The organism is Paraburkholderia phenazinium, assembly GCF_900142845.1.
Lineage (GTDB): Bacteria > Pseudomonadota > Gammaproteobacteria > Burkholderiales > Burkholderiaceae > Paraburkholderia > Paraburkholderia phenazinium_A.
This window is the reverse complement of record NZ_FSRU01000002.1, coordinates 90675-109635: the sequence shown is the minus strand read 5'-3', so window position 1 is coordinate 109635 and position 18961 is coordinate 90675. Positions and strand designations below refer to the sequence as shown.

Here is an 18961-nt window from a genome sequence, read left to right as displayed (position 1 = left end):
CCTCAGTTTGCTGCGGACGGCGCGGAAACCGGCGTGGCTGCACTGAGTGCGGCCTGCGGTTTCTTGTACCAGTAGTCAATGATCCAGTCCTCGGCCTGATACGTGGTCGGGATAACCTTCGGATAGGCAAGTGTCGTCTTGTAACCGATGCGCGTGTTCGGCGCGTAGTACTCGGGCACGAGGTAGTACTCGTTGATGAGAATGCGGTCGAGCGCGCGCGTGGCCGCTTCCAGATCGTCAAGCGTATTGGCTGCCAGCGCCGCGCGGACCATCGCATCAACCGCCTTCGACTTGATCCCCGGATAGTTCTCCGAACCGATCTGCGAGGCTGCCGCGCTGCCGAACCGGCGCTCCAGCTCCGCACCCGGAATCGTCACCGGGTTGTAGATATAGGTGGTCATGTCGTACTCGAAGTTGTCGAGCCGCTTCTGGTACAACGCGCTGTCGATCTCGCGCATGTGCGCCTGGATGCCGAGCATGCCGAGCGCCTGCATGTAGGGCAGCAGCAGCCGGTCCATGCCGGGCTGGTCGTCGATGATCTCGATGTTCATCGGCGTGCCGTTGGCGTCGCGCAGCGCGCCGTCGCGATAGTGCCAGCCGGCTTGCGCCAGCAGGTCGCGGGCCTGGCGCAGGTTGCTGCGCAGCGAGTTCGGCGGCAGCGTGTTGGGCTGCATCGTCATCGGTCCGAACACTTCAGCCGGCAAGCTCGCCTTGAACGGATCGAGCAAGGCCAGTTCCTTCGGTCCCGGCATGCCCTTCGCGCCGAACGGGCTGGCGTCGAAATAGCTGTTGGTGCGCACGTACTGGCCGTAGAACATCATCCGGTTCATCCAGTCATAGTCGAACGCCAGCGTGAGCGCGTGACGGACTCGCACGTCCTGGAACATCGGCTTGCGCAGGTTGATCAGGAGGCCCTGCATCTGGGCCGGGCCGTCCGGCACGTTGACCTGCTTGAGCAGGCCGTTGTCGAAGTTCTTGCCGACGTATTTGCGGGCCCATTGCGTCGCGCTGTACTCGACCTTGACGTCCGCGTCGCCGGCCTTGAAGGCCTCGAGCTGCGTGTACTGGTCCACGTAAAGCTTGAAACGGATGCGCTCGAAGCGGTACATGCCGCGCCGCGTCGGCAGGTTCGCCGCCCAATAGTCGGGATTGCGAACGTATTCGATGTCCTTGTCGTTCTTGCGCTGGGCGATCAGGTAAGGACCGCTCGCAATCGGCGCCGCGGTCGAAATCTGATCGAACGGCGGACGCTTGCCGTCGGCCGTCATGCCCCACTTCGGCGAGAACACCGGAAGATCGCCGGCGATCAGGGGCGCGTCGCGCTCCGGATGCACGAAGTCGAAGCGAATGGTCGACTTGTTGAGCACGGTCGCGCTCTTGATGATCGCGAACTGCGAGTTCAGGAGCGGCGAGGCCTGCGGGCTTTTCAGCGTATCGAGCGAGTACTTGACGTCGTCGGCCGTAATCGGGTCGCCGTTCGAAAAGCGTGCGGCCGGATTGATGTGGAAGGTCGCCGAAGTCTGGTCCGGCGCCACTTCGACATCGTCCGCGATCAACGCGTACTCGGAGGCGAGTTCGTCCCAGCTACGCTGCATCAGCGTATCGAACATCAGGTTGGCGATGTCCGGGGCGGGCGCGCCGCGTACCAGGAACGGATTGAGCGAGTCGTAGCTCTGCAGTTCGTCGTGGTTCTCGAAGCTCAGATAGCCGTTGGCCGGCGCGTCCGGATCCGCGTAGTCGAAATGCGTGAAATTGGCGGGATATTTGGGCTGATCGTATTGGGCGATCGCAGAGGCGGCATGGGCCGGCGTGACGGCCAGACTCAATGCGCCAAGCAGTGCGGCAGCGAAAGCCGGCGCGGCGCGCGTGGCGGCTTGCCGTGTCGCCGATGCGCAAGAGATCGTCCATGCAGCGCGCGGCAACCGAAACTTCACAAGTCTCATCATCAGTATGCGTAGGTCGCGCGCCGGCTTATGGCCAACGCACGGTTCGTCGGATCGACCAGGGCGACGCAACCGCCATCGTCAAGGTCACTTAAGGCGTCGCATGGCGCCTTGGGTTATGGGTTAGCGTCGTACGCGGGGCCTGCACGAAACGACCCCGGCGCCGACAACAATCCCTGCGTTCTTCTCGCGCTGGCCGGGTCGGCGATACGGCAATGCTGGCCGCGGCGACGTACGGAGAAGTTCACAGTGTGCTACTTAAAAAAAAGAGTCGCTCCGGCGGCACAAAGAATGCCGGAGCGACCAATCGTCAACAGGCTTACAACTTGTTAGAACTTATACGTTGCACCGATCTGAGCGTAACGGCCGATGTACGAATACAGCGAGACGTCATAGCCCGTGTTGTCGATGGTGTTGAACCAGTACGGGTCATACGGCGGCGCACGGTTGAAAATGTTGTCGATGCCGGCATACAGCGTCCAGTGCTTGAAGCCCGTGTACTGAGCATACAGGTTGAACTGGCTATACGACGGAACCGACGACTCGATGCCGGGGCCCGACACCAGATCCTGTTCGTACGGACCCGTGTATTGCCACGTCAGCGTGGCATTCCACTGGTGGTAGTTCCAGTTCAGGCTCGTATTGCCCTTCCAGCGCGGGAACGAAGCACCGAAGGTTTCGGCCATCGCGCTGTTGTTACCGGCAGCGTTGGTCTGACCGTCAGCCAGACCCGGCGTCTTGAAGCTCAGCACATACGCCCAGTCAGCCGAAACCGTGAAGGTACCGAGCGGCGTCGGCAGCGACTGGCGCAGCGTGGCTTCGAAACCATCCGTGTTCAGGTACGACTCGTTGACGTACTGCGTGTTCACGAAGTTGATCAGGTTCGTGCTCGGGTCACGCACCACCACGTTCGGGTTGTTCTGATCGATCAAGCCCTGCAGCGGTTCGACACCGATCACGTTCGTGATGTCGATCTTGTACCAGTCGAAGCCGATGTCGGTCGTACGGGTCGGCGACAGTTCGAAGCCGATGTTGTAGTTCTTCGTACGTTCCGGCTGGAGGTTCGGATTGCCTGCCGTCGATTCCAGGAAGTAGTTGCCTGCCTGGCCGTACTGCGGCGATGCCGGATCCTGGTCGACCGCGTTCTGCACGCCGAAGCTCGTTGCCTTACCGTCTTCGATCAGCGTCGGTGCGCGGAAGCCGCGGTTGAACGACGCGTACGTCGTAAAGGCCTGAACCGGCTGATAGCGCAACGCAAAGCGCGGCGAGAACGCACCGCCGAAGTCGCTATAGTGGTCATAGCGGCTCGACTGGCTGAACGTCAGGTTCTTGATGATAGGAATGTCGATCTGGTAATAGACCGCGGCGACATTACGCTGACCTTCCACCGTCTGGTACGGCGGCGTAATGAAGTCGCCGGTCGCATAGCCGGCTGCCGTGTCGATCGATTCGCTCTGGTGCTGGAACTGCGCACCGAAGCCGATACCGACATCGCCGCCCGGCAGCGTGAACAGGTTCGGCGTGGAGATCGTCGCATCGATCGTGTCGAGCTTCGAAATAGCCTGGTTGTTCAGCGTGCCGAACACGCCATTCAGACCGTTCGGCGTAGCCGACGGGTTGGCGAAATCGTAGCCGCCTGCGAGCAACTGGTTGTAGCCCGCCGCCGACACTTCGTTCGAATACGAGTTCGACACTTCGCTCTGCGAATGGCCGTACGACGCCGCCCAGTTCCAGTCACCCAGATGCGGTGTGCTGAAGTCGCCCTTCAAGCCGGTCGACAGACGGTAGAAGTTCGCCGTGGTCGTAACGTTTTGCGGGTTGTTGACGAACGGATAGTTGATCGGCGTCGCGACCCCGGGGTTCGGGTTGTACGGATTGTTCGCCGCGATCACGTTGGTCGTATTCAGCGACTGCGGTGCGCCAAGCGCCGGGTTGTACACCTGCGGCACGCCAGCCCAGCCAATTGCGCCTACGCCCGTCGTACCGTACAGCGTCGTCTGGTTGTAGCTTTCCCACACGTCGGCGAAGGCCTGGATGTGGTCGTTGATCTTGAAGTCGCCGTGAATCTTGATGTTGGAGCGATCCGACTCAGGGGCGAGCGACTCTTCATCCGTGATGTTGTGCTGGCAGACCGTGCCGCCCAGCGAGCCGAACGTGCTGGCCGACGCACTTGCCGGGACCACGCGGCTGTTGGAAGCGCCGCAGCCAATCGCCGTAGCGGTATTGGTAGCCGGGTTCACCCAGTAAGACGCAGGCGAGTACGCGTTGTATTGCGACGTCGTATCGCGCTGGCCGAGCATGATGCCGCTCTGGTGGAACGTGCTGGCCGCTGCCGTGATGTTGTAGCCGTCTTCGGTCAGGTTACCGAAGCCGCCGAGGATGCTGAAGTTGCCCGTGCCATTGCCGCCGTGCTGCGCGCCGCCGATGTTGCCGTCGAGCTGCAGGCCCTGGAAATCGTGCTTGGTAATGATGTTCACGACGCCGGCGATAGCGTCCGAACCGTACTGCGACACAGCGCCGGTCTTGACGATTTCGATCCGGTCGATCATGTTCGTCGGCAGCGTGTTCAGGTCGAAGAACGTGTCGGTGCCGTTCACTGCGAATGCAAAGGGCGCAGCGCGCTGACCGTCGATCAGCACCAGCGTGTACTTCTCGCTCAGGCCGCGCAATGCGATGCCTGCGCCGCCAGGTGCGAAGCTGTCCGGATTGGCGTCGCTCCAGCTACTCGCGGAGTTGGCCGAAGTCTGGCGCAGATAGTCCGATACGGAAGTTGCACCGCTCTGCTGGATGTCTTTCTGCGAGATCACCTGAACCGAATTGAAGCCCGTCTTGTCCGCCTGACGGATCAGCGAACCCGTCACTTCGAAGGTCTTCAACTGCTTGACGTTCTTGTTGCTGGCCGCCGCGCCCGAAGCAGGAGCCGGAGCGGCCGCCGCTGCAGTACCCGAGGCCGCGGCTGCAGGAGCTGCCGCCGGCTGGCTTTGCGCAAACGCCGGAACGGCGAATGCAGTCGTCAATGCGAGTTCGGCCCAGATTATTCTTCTGATGGCCAACGCCAATGCCCGTTGTTTCATTTTTCCCCTTCTCACTCGTCAGTAAGGCCACACCTGTTGTGCGAAGAGAGGTCTTGTGAACCCCTCTACTCGAATTGCGGCGACGTTGCGCCGCTTTCGCCAAAGTTGCCCCGCGGTCATATCACTCCACCAACCGATTAGCGTCTAAACCACTGCAGCGAGAAGACGGGGCACTCCGACTTATTTGATTTCGGACTACTAAAAACTTACTAATTTATTGTTTAATCTTTCAACTTCATTTCAGCAGCTCGATGAACACGAGTCATGACCGGACCGTTCACTACTCGACTCGTATTGCATATTCAAGCTACGGGTTAACCTGTAGGACTACTGATGGATATGTTTCGACCGATCCATCTCGAACACAAGGCACTGCGACTAAAACAATCTTGGCGTTCCGACCCAGACCAGCACCGTCTCTTCCCCTGCGGTGTTAGCCCATGCATGCGGGACAGTCGACTCGTAATGCGCGGTGTCACCAGCCTGCAATATGAAGGTCGTACCTTCAAGTGTGAGAGCGATCTGGCCGCTCATCACGTACAAAAATTCTTCCCCTGCATGCGTCGTCACTTCCGACGGTTGCTGACCGGCCGGCATCCGCACCAGAATCGCTTCCAGCTTGCGGTCCACCGACAGATTCGTCAGCCTGCCAAACAGGTTTGCCGAATCGGCAAAACCGAAAAACTTCAGGTCGTCGCCTCGACACACGGACTTGGCTTCAGTCGGCGTCTCAACGAAGTACTGCACCGTTACCCCTAGCGCTTGCGCGATACCTACGAGCGACGTGATCGACGGCGTGGCCTGCCCGCGCTCCACTTGCGACAGGAACGGCTTGGAGATGCCTGCCGCCTTCGCCGTTTCATCGAGCGTGCGCTTGAGCCGTTGTCGCAACGCGCGAATCTTGCTGCCTATTGCGAGTGCGGCTGATGCCTTCTTATCGAGTGGCGGAACCATAGCAAGACAGAATCCAGTAGTCAAAATTTGTTTGATCTAAGCAAATTTAGTTTCGTTGAAAGCGCGACGTCAGCCGCGAAGTCGGTTGAAAAATTGGGTGAGCGCTCGCCCGCGGTGAAAACCGGATGAAGCCGGTTACCCAGGCGACGGACAAATTCATCCAGTGTCCCCGGAAGGTTGAATGCACAACTAAAGTGCGAGCGCATTCCCTTCCAGTCTGGAATCATTGAATTGACAATAGAAATCGGTGTGCACGGAGCCGGCAAACATCTCGCCGGCCCGGCGCGCGCGCTTTGATGCGCTTGATGAATCGGACGATATCAAGACAAAATCGTCCGTCAAACTTTTTTTGATAGGAACAGACAGTGTTTAGAGCATTTCCTCCAATTACGAGGTGAACTCCAGGCACCCAAGCGGCTGCAAACCGTATTTGAGAATGAACGGCACCCCCAGCCGCAAGCCGGGAAAACCCTCGTCGCAAATTTGCGACAGAGGGCTCCCTCTCGCGTCAGCCGTGGGTGCCTTCGCCGGCCTCGACCGATAGCGCCGGCTGATGGGTCGGCTGACGGGCCGCACGCTCCAGCACCGGACGAAGCGCGGCGCCGGTATGGCTTTCGCGGACCCGCACCAGCCCTTCCGGATCTGTGGCCGCCACGATCGAGCCGCCGCCCACACCGCCCTCCGGACCGAGGTCGATGATCCAGTCGGCTTCGGCGATCACGTCGAGGTCATGCTCGATGACCACCACGCTGTGACCGCCGTCCGCGAGACGATGCAGCACGCGAATCAGCCGCGCCACGTCCGCCATATGCAGGCCGACCGTGGGCTCATCGAGCACGTACAGCGTATGCGGCGCTTTCTGGCCGCGCCGCGTGACGTCGTCGCGTACCTTGCTCAACTCCGTGACGAGTTTGATGCGCTGTGCTTCGCCGCCCGAGAGCGTGGGCGACGGCTGCCCCAGGGTGAGATAGCCGAGGCCCACGTCCTTCATCAGTTGCAACGGATGCGCGATGCTGGTGATCGGCGCGAAGAACTCGACGGCCTCGTCGATCTCCATGGTCAGTACGTCGCCGATATTCTTGCCGCGCCACGTGACCGCCAGCGTCTCCGGGTTGAAGCGCTGGCCGTGACAGACGTCGCACCCGACCTTCACATCCGGCAGGAAGCTCATGCCGATCGTCCGCACGCCCTGGCCTTCGCAAGCCGGACAGCGACCCTCTCCCGTATTGAACGAGAAGCGCGAGGCCGTGTAACCCCGTGCGCGCGCCTCGAGGGTACCGGCGAACAGCTTGCGGATGGCATCCCACACGCCTATATAAGTAGCCGGACACGAACGCGGGGTTTTGCCGATCGGCGTCTGGTCGACTTCGAGCACGCGGTCGATGCTTTCCCAGCCCGTGATCGCGTCGCAGCCCTGCCACGCGTGCGTCACGTTCAGTTGCGCGCGCGGTGCGCTGCGGGCCAGCACGCTCGAGCGGCGGTTAGCAGCCGGTTCGTCTTGTGCGGCCGCCTTGCGGGCACGGCGCGTGGCCGGCGACGACAGTACCGAGCGCCCCACCGCATCCAGCAGGTTCGCCATCAGCACGTCGCGCGCGAGCGTGGACTTGCCCGAGCCGCTCACACCCGTCACCGCCACGAGACGCGACAGCGGCAGCCCGACGGTCACGTTGCGCAGGTTGTGGAGCTTGCCGCCGTGCACGGTCAGCCATTGTTCCGGGACCGCCGCGGCGCTTCGGGTCTTCTGCTTCACCGTGCGGCGCGGCTGCAACGGATGCACGATCGGGTTGGCGAGGAACTGCCCGGTCAACGAATCCGCTTGCGCCGAAAGATCCGCCACACTGCCCTGTGCCACCAGCATGCCGCCGCGCTTGCCCGCGCCCGGCCCGATGTCGATGATGTGATCGGCGCGCCGGATGGTGTCCTCGTCGTGCTCGACCACCACCAGCGTATTGCCCTTCTCGCCGAGCTTGCGCAGCGCGTTCAGCAGGATCTGGTTGTCGCGCGGATGCAGGCCGATAGTGGGTTCATCGAGCACATAGCACACGCCTTGCAGATTGCTGCCCAGTTGCGCCGCCAGCCGGATGCGTTGCGCCTCGCCGCCCGACAGGCTCGGCGCCGCGCGATCGAGGCTCAGATAGCCGAGGCCCACTTCCTCGAGGAACTGCAGGCGGCTGCCGATCTCGCTCACCACGTCGCGAGCGATCTCCGCGTCGCGGCCGGACAGTTCCAGCCCGTCGATCCAGCGGCGCGTGTCGCTTACCGTCCATTGCGCGACATCGACGATCGGCTGCGCATCGAACGTGACCGCGCGTGCGGTCGGATTCAGACGCGTGCCGTGGCAATCCGCGCACGGTTCGTCGACTACGCCTTCCGGCTCCTGCTCTTCCGACGGCAGGCTCTGTTCGCGGCCGCGACCGTCTTCGGCGATCACGGTGTCGTCGTAGGCGGCGCGCTGTTCACGCGTGAGCGCGAGGCCCGTGCCGACGCAGGTCGTGCACCAGCCGTGCTTGCTGTTGTACGAGAACATCCGCGGGTCCAGCTCCGGGTAGCTCGTGCCGCACACCGGACAGGCGCGTTTGGTGGACAGCACCTTGACCTCGCCGAGCTTCGCCGTGGCGCGGCCGCTCGTCAGCGCGTTCTGCAAGCCGTCCAGCGGCGCGAGCAGATGCATGACGCCCTTGCCGAGCTCGAGCGTCTCGTCGAGCAGGCGGCGCAACTCCGCCTCGTTATCCGCCGAGACCACGAGGTCCGCCACCGGCAGTTCGATGGTGTGTTCGCGGAAGCGGTCGAGCTTGGGCCACGGGTCGACCGGCAGGAACTCGCCGTCCACCCGCAGATGGGTATTGCCGCGCGCCTTCGCCCACTTGGCGAGATCGGTATAGACGCCCTTGCGGTTGACCACCAGCGGCGCCAGGAAGCCGACGTGTTCGCCCTTGTGGTCGCGCAGCAGTTGCGCCGCGATCGACTCGACGCTTTGCGCGCTCACCGGCGTGCCGTCGTGAATGCAGTGCTGCAGCCCGAGCTTGACGTACAGCAGGCGCAGGAAGTGCCAGACTTCCGAGGTCGTCGCCACGGTGCTCTTGCGACCGCCGCGCGAGAGGCGCTGCTCGATCGCCACGGTCGGCGGGATGCCGTACACGGCATCCACTTCGGGACGCCCGGCCGGCTGCACGATCGACCGCGCATAGGCGTTCAGCGATTCGAGGTAGCGGCGCTGGCCTTCGTGGAACAGGATGTCGAACGCCAGCGTCGACTTGCCCGAACCGGACACGCCGGTAATGACGTTGAACTTGCCGTGCGGAATATCGACGTCGAGCGATTTCAGGTTGTGCTCGCGCGCATTGACGATGCGCACCACGTCCTCGCCTTCGACCGCGCGGCGCGCCCGCGCCGCCGTCAACGCCTTTTGCAGCGGCATGCCTTGCGATGCCGGCTCGGCCGCCGCGCTCATGGCCGCGTCGTACTGGAGCAAGGCCTGGCCCGTGTAGGACTCCGCGCAGGCCTTGACCTGCTCCGGCGTGCCCGCGCACAGCACCCGGCCGCCGCCGTCGCCGCCTTCCGGGCCGAGGTCGATCAACCAGTCCGCCGCGCGGATCACGTCGAGGTTGTGCTCGATCACGATCAGCGAATGGCCGCCCGCCAGCAGCTTGCCGAACGCCTGCATCAGCTTGGCGATGTCGTCGAAATGCAGACCCGTGGTGGGTTCGTCGAACATGAAGAGGCGTGCAGCCGGGGCCTGCTTCGCGCTGCGCGCCGTGCCGGCCTGGGCCGTCTCTGCGAGGAAGCCCGCCAGCTTCAGGCGCTGCGCTTCGCCGCCCGACAAGGTGGGCACCGGCTGGCCGAGCTTCACGTATTCGAGGCCCACGTCGACGATCGGCTTCAGCACGCGCAGGACTTCCGCATCCGCGGCGAAGAACTGGGTGGCTTCGCTGACCGTCAGTTCGAGCACGTCGGCAATGCTCAGCGCGCGCGCCGGCGTGCCGCGTTCGATCTTCACCTCGAGCAGTTCAGCCCGGTAGCGACGGCCGTCGCAATCCGGGCAGCGCAAATAGACGTCGCTCAGGAACTGCATCTCGATGTGCTCGAAGCCCGAGCCGCCGCAGGTCGGGCAACGGCCATCGCCCGAATTGAAGCTGAACATGCCCGGACCGTAGCCGCGCTGTTGCGCGAGCGGCACCTTGGAAAACAGCTTGCGGATCTCGTCGAACGCGCCGACATAACTGGCCGGATTCGAGCGCGCCGTCTTGCCGATCGGCGACTGGTCGACGAACACCACTTCGTTCACCTGCTCCGCGCCGACGAGACGCCGGAACGCGCCGGGCGATTCCGTGGCGACGCCCAGGTGGCGCGCCAGCGCCGGATAGAGCACGTCCTGCACCAGCGTCGACTTGCCCGAGCCTGACACGCCCGTGACGCAGACGAGACGCTGCAGCGGAATCTCGACGGTCACGTCCCGCAGATTGTGTTCGCTCGCGCCTTCCAGCACGATGCGCGGCGTGTCCTTCTTCACCGGCCGGCTCGACCAGTGCGAGACGTCGGCCACGTGACGGCGTCCGCCGAGATATTCGCCGGTGAGGGTGCCGGAGGAACGGATGTCGTCCGGCACGCCGTCGTAAATGATCGTGCCGCCACGCTCGCCGGGACCGGGGCCCATGTCGATCAGGCGGTCCGCCGCGAGCATCACGGAAGGATCGTGCTCGACCACCACCAGCGTATTGCCCGCATCGCGCAGGCGATGCATCGCCTCGACGATCCGGTTCAGGTCGCGCGGATGCAGCCCGATGCTCGGCTCGTCGAGCACGAACAGCGTTTTGGTGAGCGAGGTGCCGAGCGCCGTGGTGAGGTTGATCCGCTGCACCTCGCCGCCCGACAACGTACGGCTTTGCCGGTCCAGCGTCAGGTAGCCGAGCCCGACGTCGCACAGATACTTCAGGCGCGTGCGCACCTCCGCCAGCAGCAGCTTCAGCGCATCGTCGAGCAGCGCGCTGGGCAGGCTCAGGTCGTCGAAGAAACGGCGGATGCGCTCGATGGGCAGCAGCATCAGATCGTGCACCGTCAGGCCCGCCAGCGCTTCGAGCTGCGTGCGGTTCCAGTCCACGCCGCGCGGCATGAAACGCAGCGCCGGCTCGAGCACGGCATCTGCATTGGACTTCGTGCCGAGGCGCCACAGCAGCGATTCGGTCTTCAGACGCGCGCCGCCACAGGTCTCGCACGGCGTGTAGCTGCGGTACTTCGACAGCAGCACGCGAATGTGCATCTTGTACGCTTTCGATTCGAGGTATTCGAAGAAGCGCTTCACCCCGTACCAGTGGCTCTGCCACTTGCCGTTCCAGTCGGGCGAGCCGTTGATGACCCAGTCGCGCTGCGCCTGGGTCAGCTCCGCCCAGGCGGTATCGCGCGGGATGCCGGCCTTGGCCGCGTAGCGCATCAGGTCGTCCTGGCACTCCTTCCAGGCAGGCGTCTGCATGGGCTTGATGGCGCCGCCGCGCAAGGTCTTGCGCCCGTCCGGAATCACGAGGCCGAGGTCGACGCCGATCACGCGCCCAAAGCCGCGGCAGGTCTCGCACGCACCGTAGGCGGAGTTGAACGAGAACAGCGCGGGCTGCGGATCGGCGTAGCGCAGGTCGCTGTCCGGGTTGTGCAAGCCGGTGGAGAAGCGCCAGATCTGCGGTTCGGCGGACGGCTCGACCAATGACGCGGCGGACGGTTCGGCAGACGGCGCTTGCGGCAGCACGTAAACGTTGACGCGGCCGGCGCCGCGCTTCAAGGACGCCTCAATGGCTTCGACCGCGCGCCCTTTGTCCACCGCGCTCAGGCGGAAGCGGTCCGCGACCACGTCGAGCAGCTTGCGCGGGCCGGTGGGCGACTGCACCTCGCGCTGCGCCTGCACGCGCGTATAGCCGCTCGCCGACAGCCATTGCTCGACCTCCTGTTCGCTCGCGGACTCGGGCAGCTCAACCGGGAACGTGACCGCGAGGCGCGGATCGTCCTGCGCGGTGCGCGCCACCAGTTCGGCGTAGATGGTCTCCGGCGAGTCGTGCCGCACGGCCTGCGCCGTCTTGCGGTCGAATAGCTCGGCCGCGCGCGCGTAGAGCAGCTTCAGATGATCGTTGAGCTCGGTCATCGTGCCGACCGTGGAGCGCGAACTGCGCACCGGATTGGTCTGGTCGATCGCGATGGCGGGCGGCACGCCGTCCACACGGTCCACCTGCGGGCGGTCCATCCGGTCGAGGAACTGCCGGGCGTAGGCGCTGAACGTTTCGACGTAGCGCCGCTGCCCTTCCGCGTACAAGGTGTCGAACACCAGGCTGGATTTGCCGGACCCCGACGGGCCGGTGACGACCGTCATCTCGCCTGTGCGCAGGTCGAGATCGAGGTTCTTGAGGTTGTGCTGACGCGCTCCGCGAATGCGGATTTTTCCTGTAGATGACAATTTGTCCGACCGTCTGAATGAGTTGGCCATATCTTACGGCCGCTTGACGACCGTACAGATTCACCGCGCCCGACCATACGGATCAATCGCCGCAGGGCGGATTTGAAGGGAACACTATACTGTATATTTATACAGTTTTCCATCGACGCTGCAAGCACGGACTGCCGGCACCGCGAGATCACGGCGTAAGGCCCCGATAGTTTTGGAAAGCCCCATCAAGACAAGGACTTGCTACGATGCGCGCGATAAACACGGGGGACCACAACCATGAGTCGCGTGATCAAGGTGCTAGTGCTGGCGGGGTTGCTCAATCTGCAGGGCTGTGCGTCGTCGGTCGAGACGTTTGCGACCGGCGTCGTGCTCGGAGCCGTGGCCGGCGTGACCGCCATGACCTGCGCGGTTGTTTGTCACTGAGCGGGCACTGAAAGGGCACTGAGAGGACACCGGGCGCTCAAAGCGCCTCATCGGGATCGCCGCCGTCCTGTTCCGCCGGCTGTCCGGTCATCACCGAACGCTTGCGCCGCACGTCATAGGCCGTCAACAGCCCATGCGCCACCATATCGAGCGCGGGCTTCACGAGCCCGTTCTTGTCGGTCCACACCTTCGGCGTGAGCGCGCCGCTCAACGCCACGCTATCGGCATCGCTCAACGCGAGCAAACCGGTCTGCACGTCGTCGTCGAAAGCGATCACATTGACGAACAGCGTGTCGCCGTCGCCGGTGGTCGCCCGCACCTTGCATGTCACAAAACGCTTGCCGTTCTGTCCCGTGCGGATCTGGGCTTCGCCGTAGAGCCGCCCACCTACCAGTCCATCGATCATCTCATCCGCTCCGTGTTGGCTTTGCCTGGTCTCGCCTGATTTCGTTCGGCACGCGAGGCGTCGGCGCCTCGCGAAAGCCGTATGATCCCACGAGCGGATACGGAACCTGCGTTAAAACGCGCTCTTCACGACGCCGCCATCGGCGCGCAACGCGGCTCCGGTCGTCCCAGAGGCCAGCGGACTCGCCACGTAGGCGACCAGCGAAGCGATTTCCTCGGTCGATTCGAAGCGCTTGATGAGCGAAGTCGGCCGCACCTGCTCGAAGAATTCCCGCTCGACCTGCTCAACCGATTTACCATCGGCCTTCGCCAGACTCTCGACGAAGTCGCCCACGCCGCGCGACCGGGTCGGCCCCGGCAGCACACTATTGACGGTGATTCCAGTGCCCGCGACGGACTCGGCAATGCCACGCGCCACCGCGATCTGCGCGGTCTTCGTCACGCCGTAGTGGACCATTTCCGCCGGAATCTGCAGGCCGCTTTCACTCGAAATGAAAATGATGCGCCCCCAGTTGGCGCGCTTCATGGACGGCAGAAAGAGACGCGCCAGACGCACACCGCTTAATACGTTGACATCGAAAAAGCGCAGCCAGTCTTCATCCGGAATCTCTTCGAAGGGTTTCGGCTCGAAAATGCCGAGGTTGTTGACGAGAATCTCCACGTCCGGATAGCGTCGTGCGAGTTCGTTGGCCGTCCCGGCCTGGCTCAGATCGCCCGCGAACCCCAGCGCGTCCGCGCCGGTCTGCGCTTTCACCTGCGCGAGCGCCTTATCCACGGCCTGTTGCGAGCGGCCATTGACGATCACGCGTGCGCCTTCCTGCGCCAACGTCGTAGCGATAGCCAGTCCGATGCCCGCGGTACTGCCGCTCACCAGCGCCAGCTTGTCTTTCAGTTGCAGATCCATGCTCTTTCCTCTCTATCGGTTAGCCGCGGACAAGCCGCCATTCAATCGCGGGTGGACAGTGTGCCGCAGGACGGCAACATGCGTGCAAGGCGTGACGGGATCAGCCCCGGTGCCAATTTACAGCAGGACGCCAACCTCGACAGCGGAGCGCGCACGCCAAACCCCTCGCGAAGGTCCGGCGAGCATGCCATGATGGGAGACGAAGCAGCAGCGGCATCCGCCTGCCGCTGCACCCAACCGAGGCACTGGAGTTGTCCATGACCGAACGCGAGACGCTGCATCCGTTGCGCCCCATGCTGAAGAACTTCGTGTGGGAGCATGGCCGAATCGGCACGCGCTATCTCGACTGCAGCAACGGCGAAGTGAAGTTCGACGACGGCAAGAAGTCGCGCTTCGCTGCTGAAAAATACGTGTACGTCCCGCTCGGCAAAGATGCCGTGGACGATCCCAAGGTCGAAGGCCCCGCCATCCGGGAAGCCGCGCTCGACCGTTTCCTGCGCGCGGCGCAGTTGGGCAAGCCGGAGGAAGCGGGATCGCCCGCGGACGTGCAGCGTGCGGCGCAAGACTGCATGGAGCTCGCGGTGTTCAGCGCCTATCAGCAGGACGCCCTGGACGCGCAAGCCCGCTATGCGGAAGAGGCGATGTTCGACGATGAGATCCGCGCCGCGGTGGTCGCCGATATCCGCCGCATGTATGCAGGCATGCGCGAACACCTCGCGCTGTACGACTTCACCGTCCTGTACGGCCTGCCCGCGCCGCTGCTGTTCAGCGACATGCCCTTCGTCGACTGGCGGGTGCGCGTGAAGCCCGCGCTGCCGCTCGTCTCGCTGCCGCTTGGTCCTTATGCCTTGCTGGTCGGCACACCGTCGGGCAGAACCAGCCGCGTGGCGCCGGTGGCCTGGAAAACCGCCGTGTCGATGGGCTCGCTGAAGGACCATAATCGCCTGCAGGTGGAGCGTGCCCGTCTGTGGCTGGTAGCCACCTCCGACGATCAGCTCGTAGCGGTGCAGCCGCGCTTTCTGCCGCCGGAGCCCGACGCCCCGCAACCGTAACAGCTGTCTCCGCGCCCTCTTCCATCCGCACGCCGTTGCCGCTTCAGCCGGCCCCTGACGCTCACCCTGCCTGGGCCTCAGGGGCGAGACGCCTCCTTATTACCTGCGATGTAATTGAACTCCTGCGTACGATCGCTACCATGGCAGTCATCTCCTCTCGACGCCGGTGCAAAAACGCACCGCCACGGAGATACCCATGCAGTCATGTTCGATTCGTTCATCAAGGAGTTAGGAATGCCAACTTTTACCGTTCACACCATCGAATCGGCCCCGGAACAGTCCAGGCCGACCCTGCAGGCGCTCACGCAGAAATTCGGTTTCCTGCCCAACGTCATGGCGACCATGGCCGCCAACCCCGTTCTGCTGAACGGATTCGCCGGCAGCTTCGGCAGTTTCCACGGCGGCAGTCTCGACGAATGCGAGAAGCAGGCGCTGCTGCTTACCAACGCGGTCACCATCAAGTGCCCGTGGACCGTGGCGGCGCACTCGACCTTTGCCCTTGAGGACGGCATGGCCGAGAGCGACGTCAAGGCCATGCGCGAGGGAAGGTTGCCAGCCCACCCGAAGTACGCGGCGCTGTCGGCCCTCACCCGGGCCCTGATCGAAAAGCGCGGCAATGTAAGCGACGCGGAACTCGAACGCTTCACGTCGGCGGGCTATTCGCAGAGCCAGATCTTCGAGGTGATCGCCAGCATCGGCATTTCCACGATGGCCGCCACCACGACTAATATGGCAGGCACGCCGGTCGAGGACCGCTTCAAGGCGCAAGCCTGGAACGCCGCTTAAGGGAAACCAGGCCGAACGCGCGCGCAGGATTCGTTTCACGCCGGGTCCTGCGCGCGCCCCTCTGCCGGACTAAAGATGCACGGCCCATGAGCCGAACCCTCTTGCGAAGAAAAACGCGATGACTGTACCGAACCTCAATGCCAAACTGCCGGCCGGCGAACTGGGCGTGCTGCTGCGCCACTGGCGCGACACGCGCGGCAGGAGCCAGATCGACCTTTCGCTCGATGCGGGCGTGTCGCAACGGCACATCAGCTTCATCGAAAGCGGGCGCAGCGTGCCGAGCCGCCAGATGTTGCTGGACCTGGCGCAGGCGCTCGACGTGCCGCTGCGCGAACGCAACACCTTGCTGCTCGCGGCGGGCTACGCCCCCCTCTACGCGGAAAGCGCATGGAACGCGCAGGACATGCAGAGCGTCACCCGCGCACTTGAACGCATCCTGCGCCAGCACGAACCGTTTCCGGCCCTGGTGATGGACCGCTACTGGAACGTGCTGATGACCAACGATGCCACACCGCGCTTTTTCAACTGCTTCATCGACATGGCGGCCCGCACCGGGCCGCGCAACATGCTGCACCTGATGTTCGATCCGCACGGCATGCGCCCGTTCGTCGCCAACTGGGAAGCGGTCGCGCAAAGCCTGCTCCAGCGGGTGTACCGCGAATCCGTCGGGCGCGCGATCGACGGGAAAACCCAGGAACTCCTAAGCGCCCTGCTCGCCTACCCGGATGTGCAAAGCGAGTGGACAAGCCCCAAGGTGCTGGGCGCGATACCGGTGACGCCGGTGCTGCCCGTCATCCCGCTCAGCTTTACCAAAGACGGTCAGGTGCTGAACTACTTCTCGATGGTCACGACGGTCGGAACGCCGCAGACGATCGCCGCGCAGGAACTGCGCGTCGAATGCATGTTCCCGGCGGACGACCAGACGGAAGCGCAGCATGCGCGCATGATCGGCGGCGCTGCGCGCAGCGGCGAGCAAAGCTAGCCGCATCCGCGATCACGGCTCGATGACCGTGATGCGGAACGGGCCGCCATGTTCCGCCGCGTGCACGACCGCCTCGTTGGTTTGCTCGAGCGGAAAAGCGCTGACCTCGAAGCTCTCCAGCGACAGCAGCCCGGACCGGATCAACGCGGCGAGCCGCGCCGGCGCATCGCGGGGGTACATGTACTGGCCGCGCACGGTGATGCCATTGCGCATCAGATGCACGTACGGCAATTCCAGACCCACGCGGATACCGCCCATCAGGACGACGGTGCCTTGCGGCCGCACCGTCATGGCCGCGGCGCGGGCCGGCGCCGCGTCGGGCAGCGGCGGCATCAGATCGAGCACCTTGTCGATCGGGCCCGGCGCGGCGGCGCGCATGCGAACGGTGTCCTCGCTCTCGCTGCCGGTCAGCACGACGGTCGCCACGCGCGGGCCGAAGCGGCGCGTCAGATCCGCGAGCGCCGCCGCGTTGCGGCCCGGCGCGACCACACAGCCCGCGCCCATCGCCAGCGCAACCGCCACACCCGCACTGCCGAAGTGGCCTGTCGCGCCGCTGATCAGCACGGTCTCCCCGGCTTGCAAGTTGGCTGCGAGCAAACCGCCGTAGGGCACCAGCATCGTCATCAGGCCGCACCAGCGTCCCGCGTCCGCCGGATCCAGCGCGCCGAGCGGCACCGCGTTTTCCATGGGCGTGAGCATCTGCTCGGCGAACGGTCCGTGGCGGAACACCGTCTGCAAGCGTTGCGCGCCGGCGCTGGGCGCGATCCAGCCTTGCAGCATGACGTCGGGCGAGACGGCGTCGTCGCGCGAACGCACCGTCGGATCGCAAAACACCCAATCTCCGACAGCCAGACGCGTCGCATCCGGCCCGACGGCGCGCACCCGCCCGATCGCCCCGACCCCAGAGGCCAGCGGCAGCGACAGCGGATATTGCCTGGCACCGCTAAACACCTCATTCGCGTAAGACAGGACAGGGGCGGCGACGATGTCGACCACGACATCACCCGCGCCGGCCCCTGGGTCCGGCAGGTTTTCAATCACCAGTGGCGCTCCGAACGCCTTCAGCATGGCGGCCTTCATGATGTCCCTCCAACGTGGAAAGAACGCATCGTAAGCGCGGCTGTGCGTCGTATTCAGGACTGGTACTATCCCAGGATTAGCCAGTCCCTCCCAGAGCGTCTCAATGAGCGACCTTACCGATCCGAGCAGGGCCGAACTCGGCAATTTTCTGCGCGCCCGCCGCGAGCGGCTCGACCCGCTCGCGCTCGGCATTGCCAACGGCCGGCGTCGGCGTACGCCCGGGCTGCGGCGCGAAGAAGTGGCCGAACTCGCGGGCATCGGCGTGGACTGGTATATCCGGCTCGAGCAGGGGCGCGACGTCAGTCCCTCTTCCACCACGGTCGATGCACTCGCTCGCGCGCTGCGCCTCGAACCCGCCGAACACGCCCATTTGCGGGCGCTGGCGCGCGTCGCCGAACGGCGTCCCTTCGTACTCGAAAGCGTGCCGGATACGGTACGCCGGGTCGTCGAACATCTCGACCAGCCCGCCTACATCACGGGGCGCCGCTGGGACATCCTGGCGTGGAACGCCGCAGCGGTCGACCTGTTCAAGGACTTCGGCAGGATCCCGCTAGCGCAGCGCAATATCCTCATCTATATGCTGACGGACCCGGATGCGCGCAGCCTGTTCGGCACAAGCTGGGCCCGCGAGGCGAAACGCATGGTCGCGCAGTTTCGCGCAAGCCACGATCTGTGGGCGGGCGATCCGGCGTTTATCGAACTGCAGGATCGCCTTAGCCGCGGCTGCACGGAATTCAGCGCCTGGTGGCAAAGCCACGACATCAGCGCGACCGTCGCCGGACGCAAGCGGCTGCATCATCGAACGAGGGGAATGTTGTCGGCCGAGTACGCCACGTTTCAGGCCAATGACGATCCCTCGTTGAAGCTCGCGATCTACAAGGTAGAGGAAGTGACGCGCTAAGGTCCGCTGCGCGTGTCGGGCATGCCGCGCCCC

At 64.1% G+C, this 18961-nt stretch carries 12 protein-coding genes; 5 read left to right on the top strand and 7 right to left on the bottom strand.

Translation table 11 applies throughout. The features are described 5' to 3' along the window. Nucleotides 1-2: 2 nt before the first annotated feature. The 4 genes from BUS12_RS17650 to uvrA all read right to left on the bottom strand — a co-directional run bounded on the left by BUS12_RS17650 (nucleotide 3) and on the right by uvrA (nucleotide 12434). Nucleotides 3-1943 (bottom strand): extracellular solute-binding protein, encoded by a 1941-nt coding sequence (locus BUS12_RS17650; RefSeq protein WP_083640705.1) that lies wholly within the window; start codon nucleotides 1941-1943, stop codon nucleotides 3-5. A 329-nt stretch (nucleotides 1944-2272) separates the two neighbouring features. Then, complete coding sequence (locus BUS12_RS17645) at nucleotides 2273-5017, bottom strand: TonB-dependent receptor (protein ID WP_074297789.1); 2745 nt, start codon at nucleotides 5015-5017, stop codon at nucleotides 2273-2275. 378 nt (nucleotides 5018-5395) lie between these two features. Next, complete coding sequence (locus BUS12_RS17640) at nucleotides 5396-5971, bottom strand: helix-turn-helix domain-containing protein (RefSeq protein ID WP_074297787.1); 576 nt, start codon at nucleotides 5969-5971, stop codon at nucleotides 5396-5398. A 508-nt stretch (nucleotides 5972-6479) separates the two neighbouring features. Next, a complete protein-coding gene (gene uvrA / locus BUS12_RS17635; protein ID WP_074297785.1) occupies nucleotides 6480-12434 on the bottom strand; it encodes an excinuclease ABC subunit UvrA in 5955 nt (1984 codons plus the stop codon). 237 nt (nucleotides 12435-12671) lie between these two features. On the opposite strand from uvrA, the gene BUS12_RS38805 reads away from it, so the two are divergent. Further along, the gene (locus tag BUS12_RS38805; RefSeq protein WP_171991675.1) at nucleotides 12672-12818 is read left to right on the top strand and encodes a hypothetical protein; all 147 of its coding nucleotides are present in this window, start codon (nucleotides 12672-12674) and stop codon (nucleotides 12816-12818) included. Between the two features lie 37 nt (nucleotides 12819-12855). On the opposite strand, the gene BUS12_RS17630 is transcribed toward BUS12_RS38805, so the two are convergent. Next, nucleotides 12856-13224: a single-stranded DNA-binding protein gene (locus BUS12_RS17630; protein ID WP_074297782.1), complete on the bottom strand. Its 369-nt coding sequence runs from the start codon at nucleotides 13222-13224 to the stop codon at nucleotides 12856-12858. Between the two features lie 111 nt (nucleotides 13225-13335). Further along, nucleotides 13336-14127, bottom strand: a complete 792-nt coding sequence (locus BUS12_RS17625; RefSeq protein ID WP_074297780.1) for an SDR family NAD(P)-dependent oxidoreductase — start codon at nucleotides 14125-14127, stop codon at nucleotides 13336-13338. 257 nt (nucleotides 14128-14384) lie between these two features. Here BUS12_RS17625 and BUS12_RS17620 point away from each other — a divergent pair, with 257 nt between their 5' ends. The 3 genes from BUS12_RS17620 to BUS12_RS17610 all read left to right on the top strand — a co-directional run bounded on the left by BUS12_RS17620 (nucleotide 14385) and on the right by BUS12_RS17610 (nucleotide 16947). Then, nucleotides 14385-15179 (top strand): hypothetical protein, encoded by a 795-nt coding sequence (locus BUS12_RS17620; RefSeq protein WP_074297778.1) that lies wholly within the window; start codon nucleotides 14385-14387, stop codon nucleotides 15177-15179. A 204-nt stretch (nucleotides 15180-15383) separates the two neighbouring features. After that, entirely contained in the window at nucleotides 15384-15965 is a 582-nt protein-coding gene (locus tag BUS12_RS17615) for a carboxymuconolactone decarboxylase family protein (protein WP_253190156.1), read from the top strand. A 118-nt stretch (nucleotides 15966-16083) separates the two neighbouring features. Next, a complete protein-coding gene (locus BUS12_RS17610) occupies nucleotides 16084-16947 on the top strand; it encodes a helix-turn-helix domain-containing protein (protein WP_074297776.1) in 864 nt (287 codons plus the stop codon). A 12-nt stretch (nucleotides 16948-16959) separates the two neighbouring features. Here the strand turns inward: BUS12_RS17610 and BUS12_RS17605 are convergent, their stop codons facing one another. Then, nucleotides 16960-18027 carry a zinc-binding dehydrogenase gene (locus BUS12_RS17605; protein WP_074297775.1) on the bottom strand — a complete coding sequence of 356 codons (1068 nt, stop codon included), beginning with the start codon at nucleotides 18025-18027 and terminating at the stop codon, nucleotides 16960-16962. 103 nt (nucleotides 18028-18130) lie between these two features. On the opposite strand from BUS12_RS17605, the gene BUS12_RS17600 reads away from it, so the two are divergent. Beyond that, nucleotides 18131-18928: a helix-turn-helix transcriptional regulator gene (locus BUS12_RS17600; protein WP_074297772.1), complete on the top strand. Its 798-nt coding sequence runs from the start codon at nucleotides 18131-18133 to the stop codon at nucleotides 18926-18928. Nucleotides 18929-18961: the final 33 nt, after the last annotated feature.

Excerpts from the sequence above, each read along its gene's own strand:
- BUS12_RS17650 (WP_083640705.1), bottom strand. The coding sequence starts at position 1,943 with ATGAGACTTGTGAAGTTTCGGTTGCCGCGCGCTGCATGGACGATCTCT.
- BUS12_RS17645 (WP_074297789.1), bottom strand. The coding sequence starts at position 5,017 with ATGAAACAACGGGCATTGGCGTTGGCCATCAGAAGAATAATCTGGGCC.
- BUS12_RS17640 (WP_074297787.1), bottom strand. The coding sequence starts at position 5,971 with ATGGTTCCGCCACTCGATAAGAAGGCATCAGCCGCACTCGCAATAGGC.
- uvrA (WP_074297785.1), bottom strand. The coding sequence starts at position 12,434 with ATGGCCAACTCATTCAGACGGTCGGACAAATTGTCATCTACAGGAAAA.
- BUS12_RS38805 (WP_171991675.1), top strand. The coding sequence starts at position 12,672 with ATGAGTCGCGTGATCAAGGTGCTAGTGCTGGCGGGGTTGCTCAATCTG.
- BUS12_RS17630 (WP_074297782.1), bottom strand. The coding sequence starts at position 13,224 with ATGATCGATGGACTGGTAGGTGGGCGGCTCTACGGCGAAGCCCAGATC.
- BUS12_RS17625 (WP_074297780.1), bottom strand. The coding sequence starts at position 14,127 with ATGGATCTGCAACTGAAAGACAAGCTGGCGCTGGTGAGCGGCAGTACC.
- BUS12_RS17620 (WP_074297778.1), top strand. The coding sequence starts at position 14,385 with ATGACCGAACGCGAGACGCTGCATCCGTTGCGCCCCATGCTGAAGAAC.
- BUS12_RS17615 (WP_253190156.1), top strand. The coding sequence starts at position 15,384 with ATGTTCGATTCGTTCATCAAGGAGTTAGGAATGCCAACTTTTACCGTT.
- BUS12_RS17610 (WP_074297776.1), top strand. The coding sequence starts at position 16,084 with ATGACTGTACCGAACCTCAATGCCAAACTGCCGGCCGGCGAACTGGGC.
- BUS12_RS17605 (WP_074297775.1), bottom strand. The coding sequence starts at position 18,027 with ATGAAGGCCGCCATGCTGAAGGCGTTCGGAGCGCCACTGGTGATTGAA.
- BUS12_RS17600 (WP_074297772.1), top strand. The coding sequence starts at position 18,131 with ATGAGCGACCTTACCGATCCGAGCAGGGCCGAACTCGGCAATTTTCTG.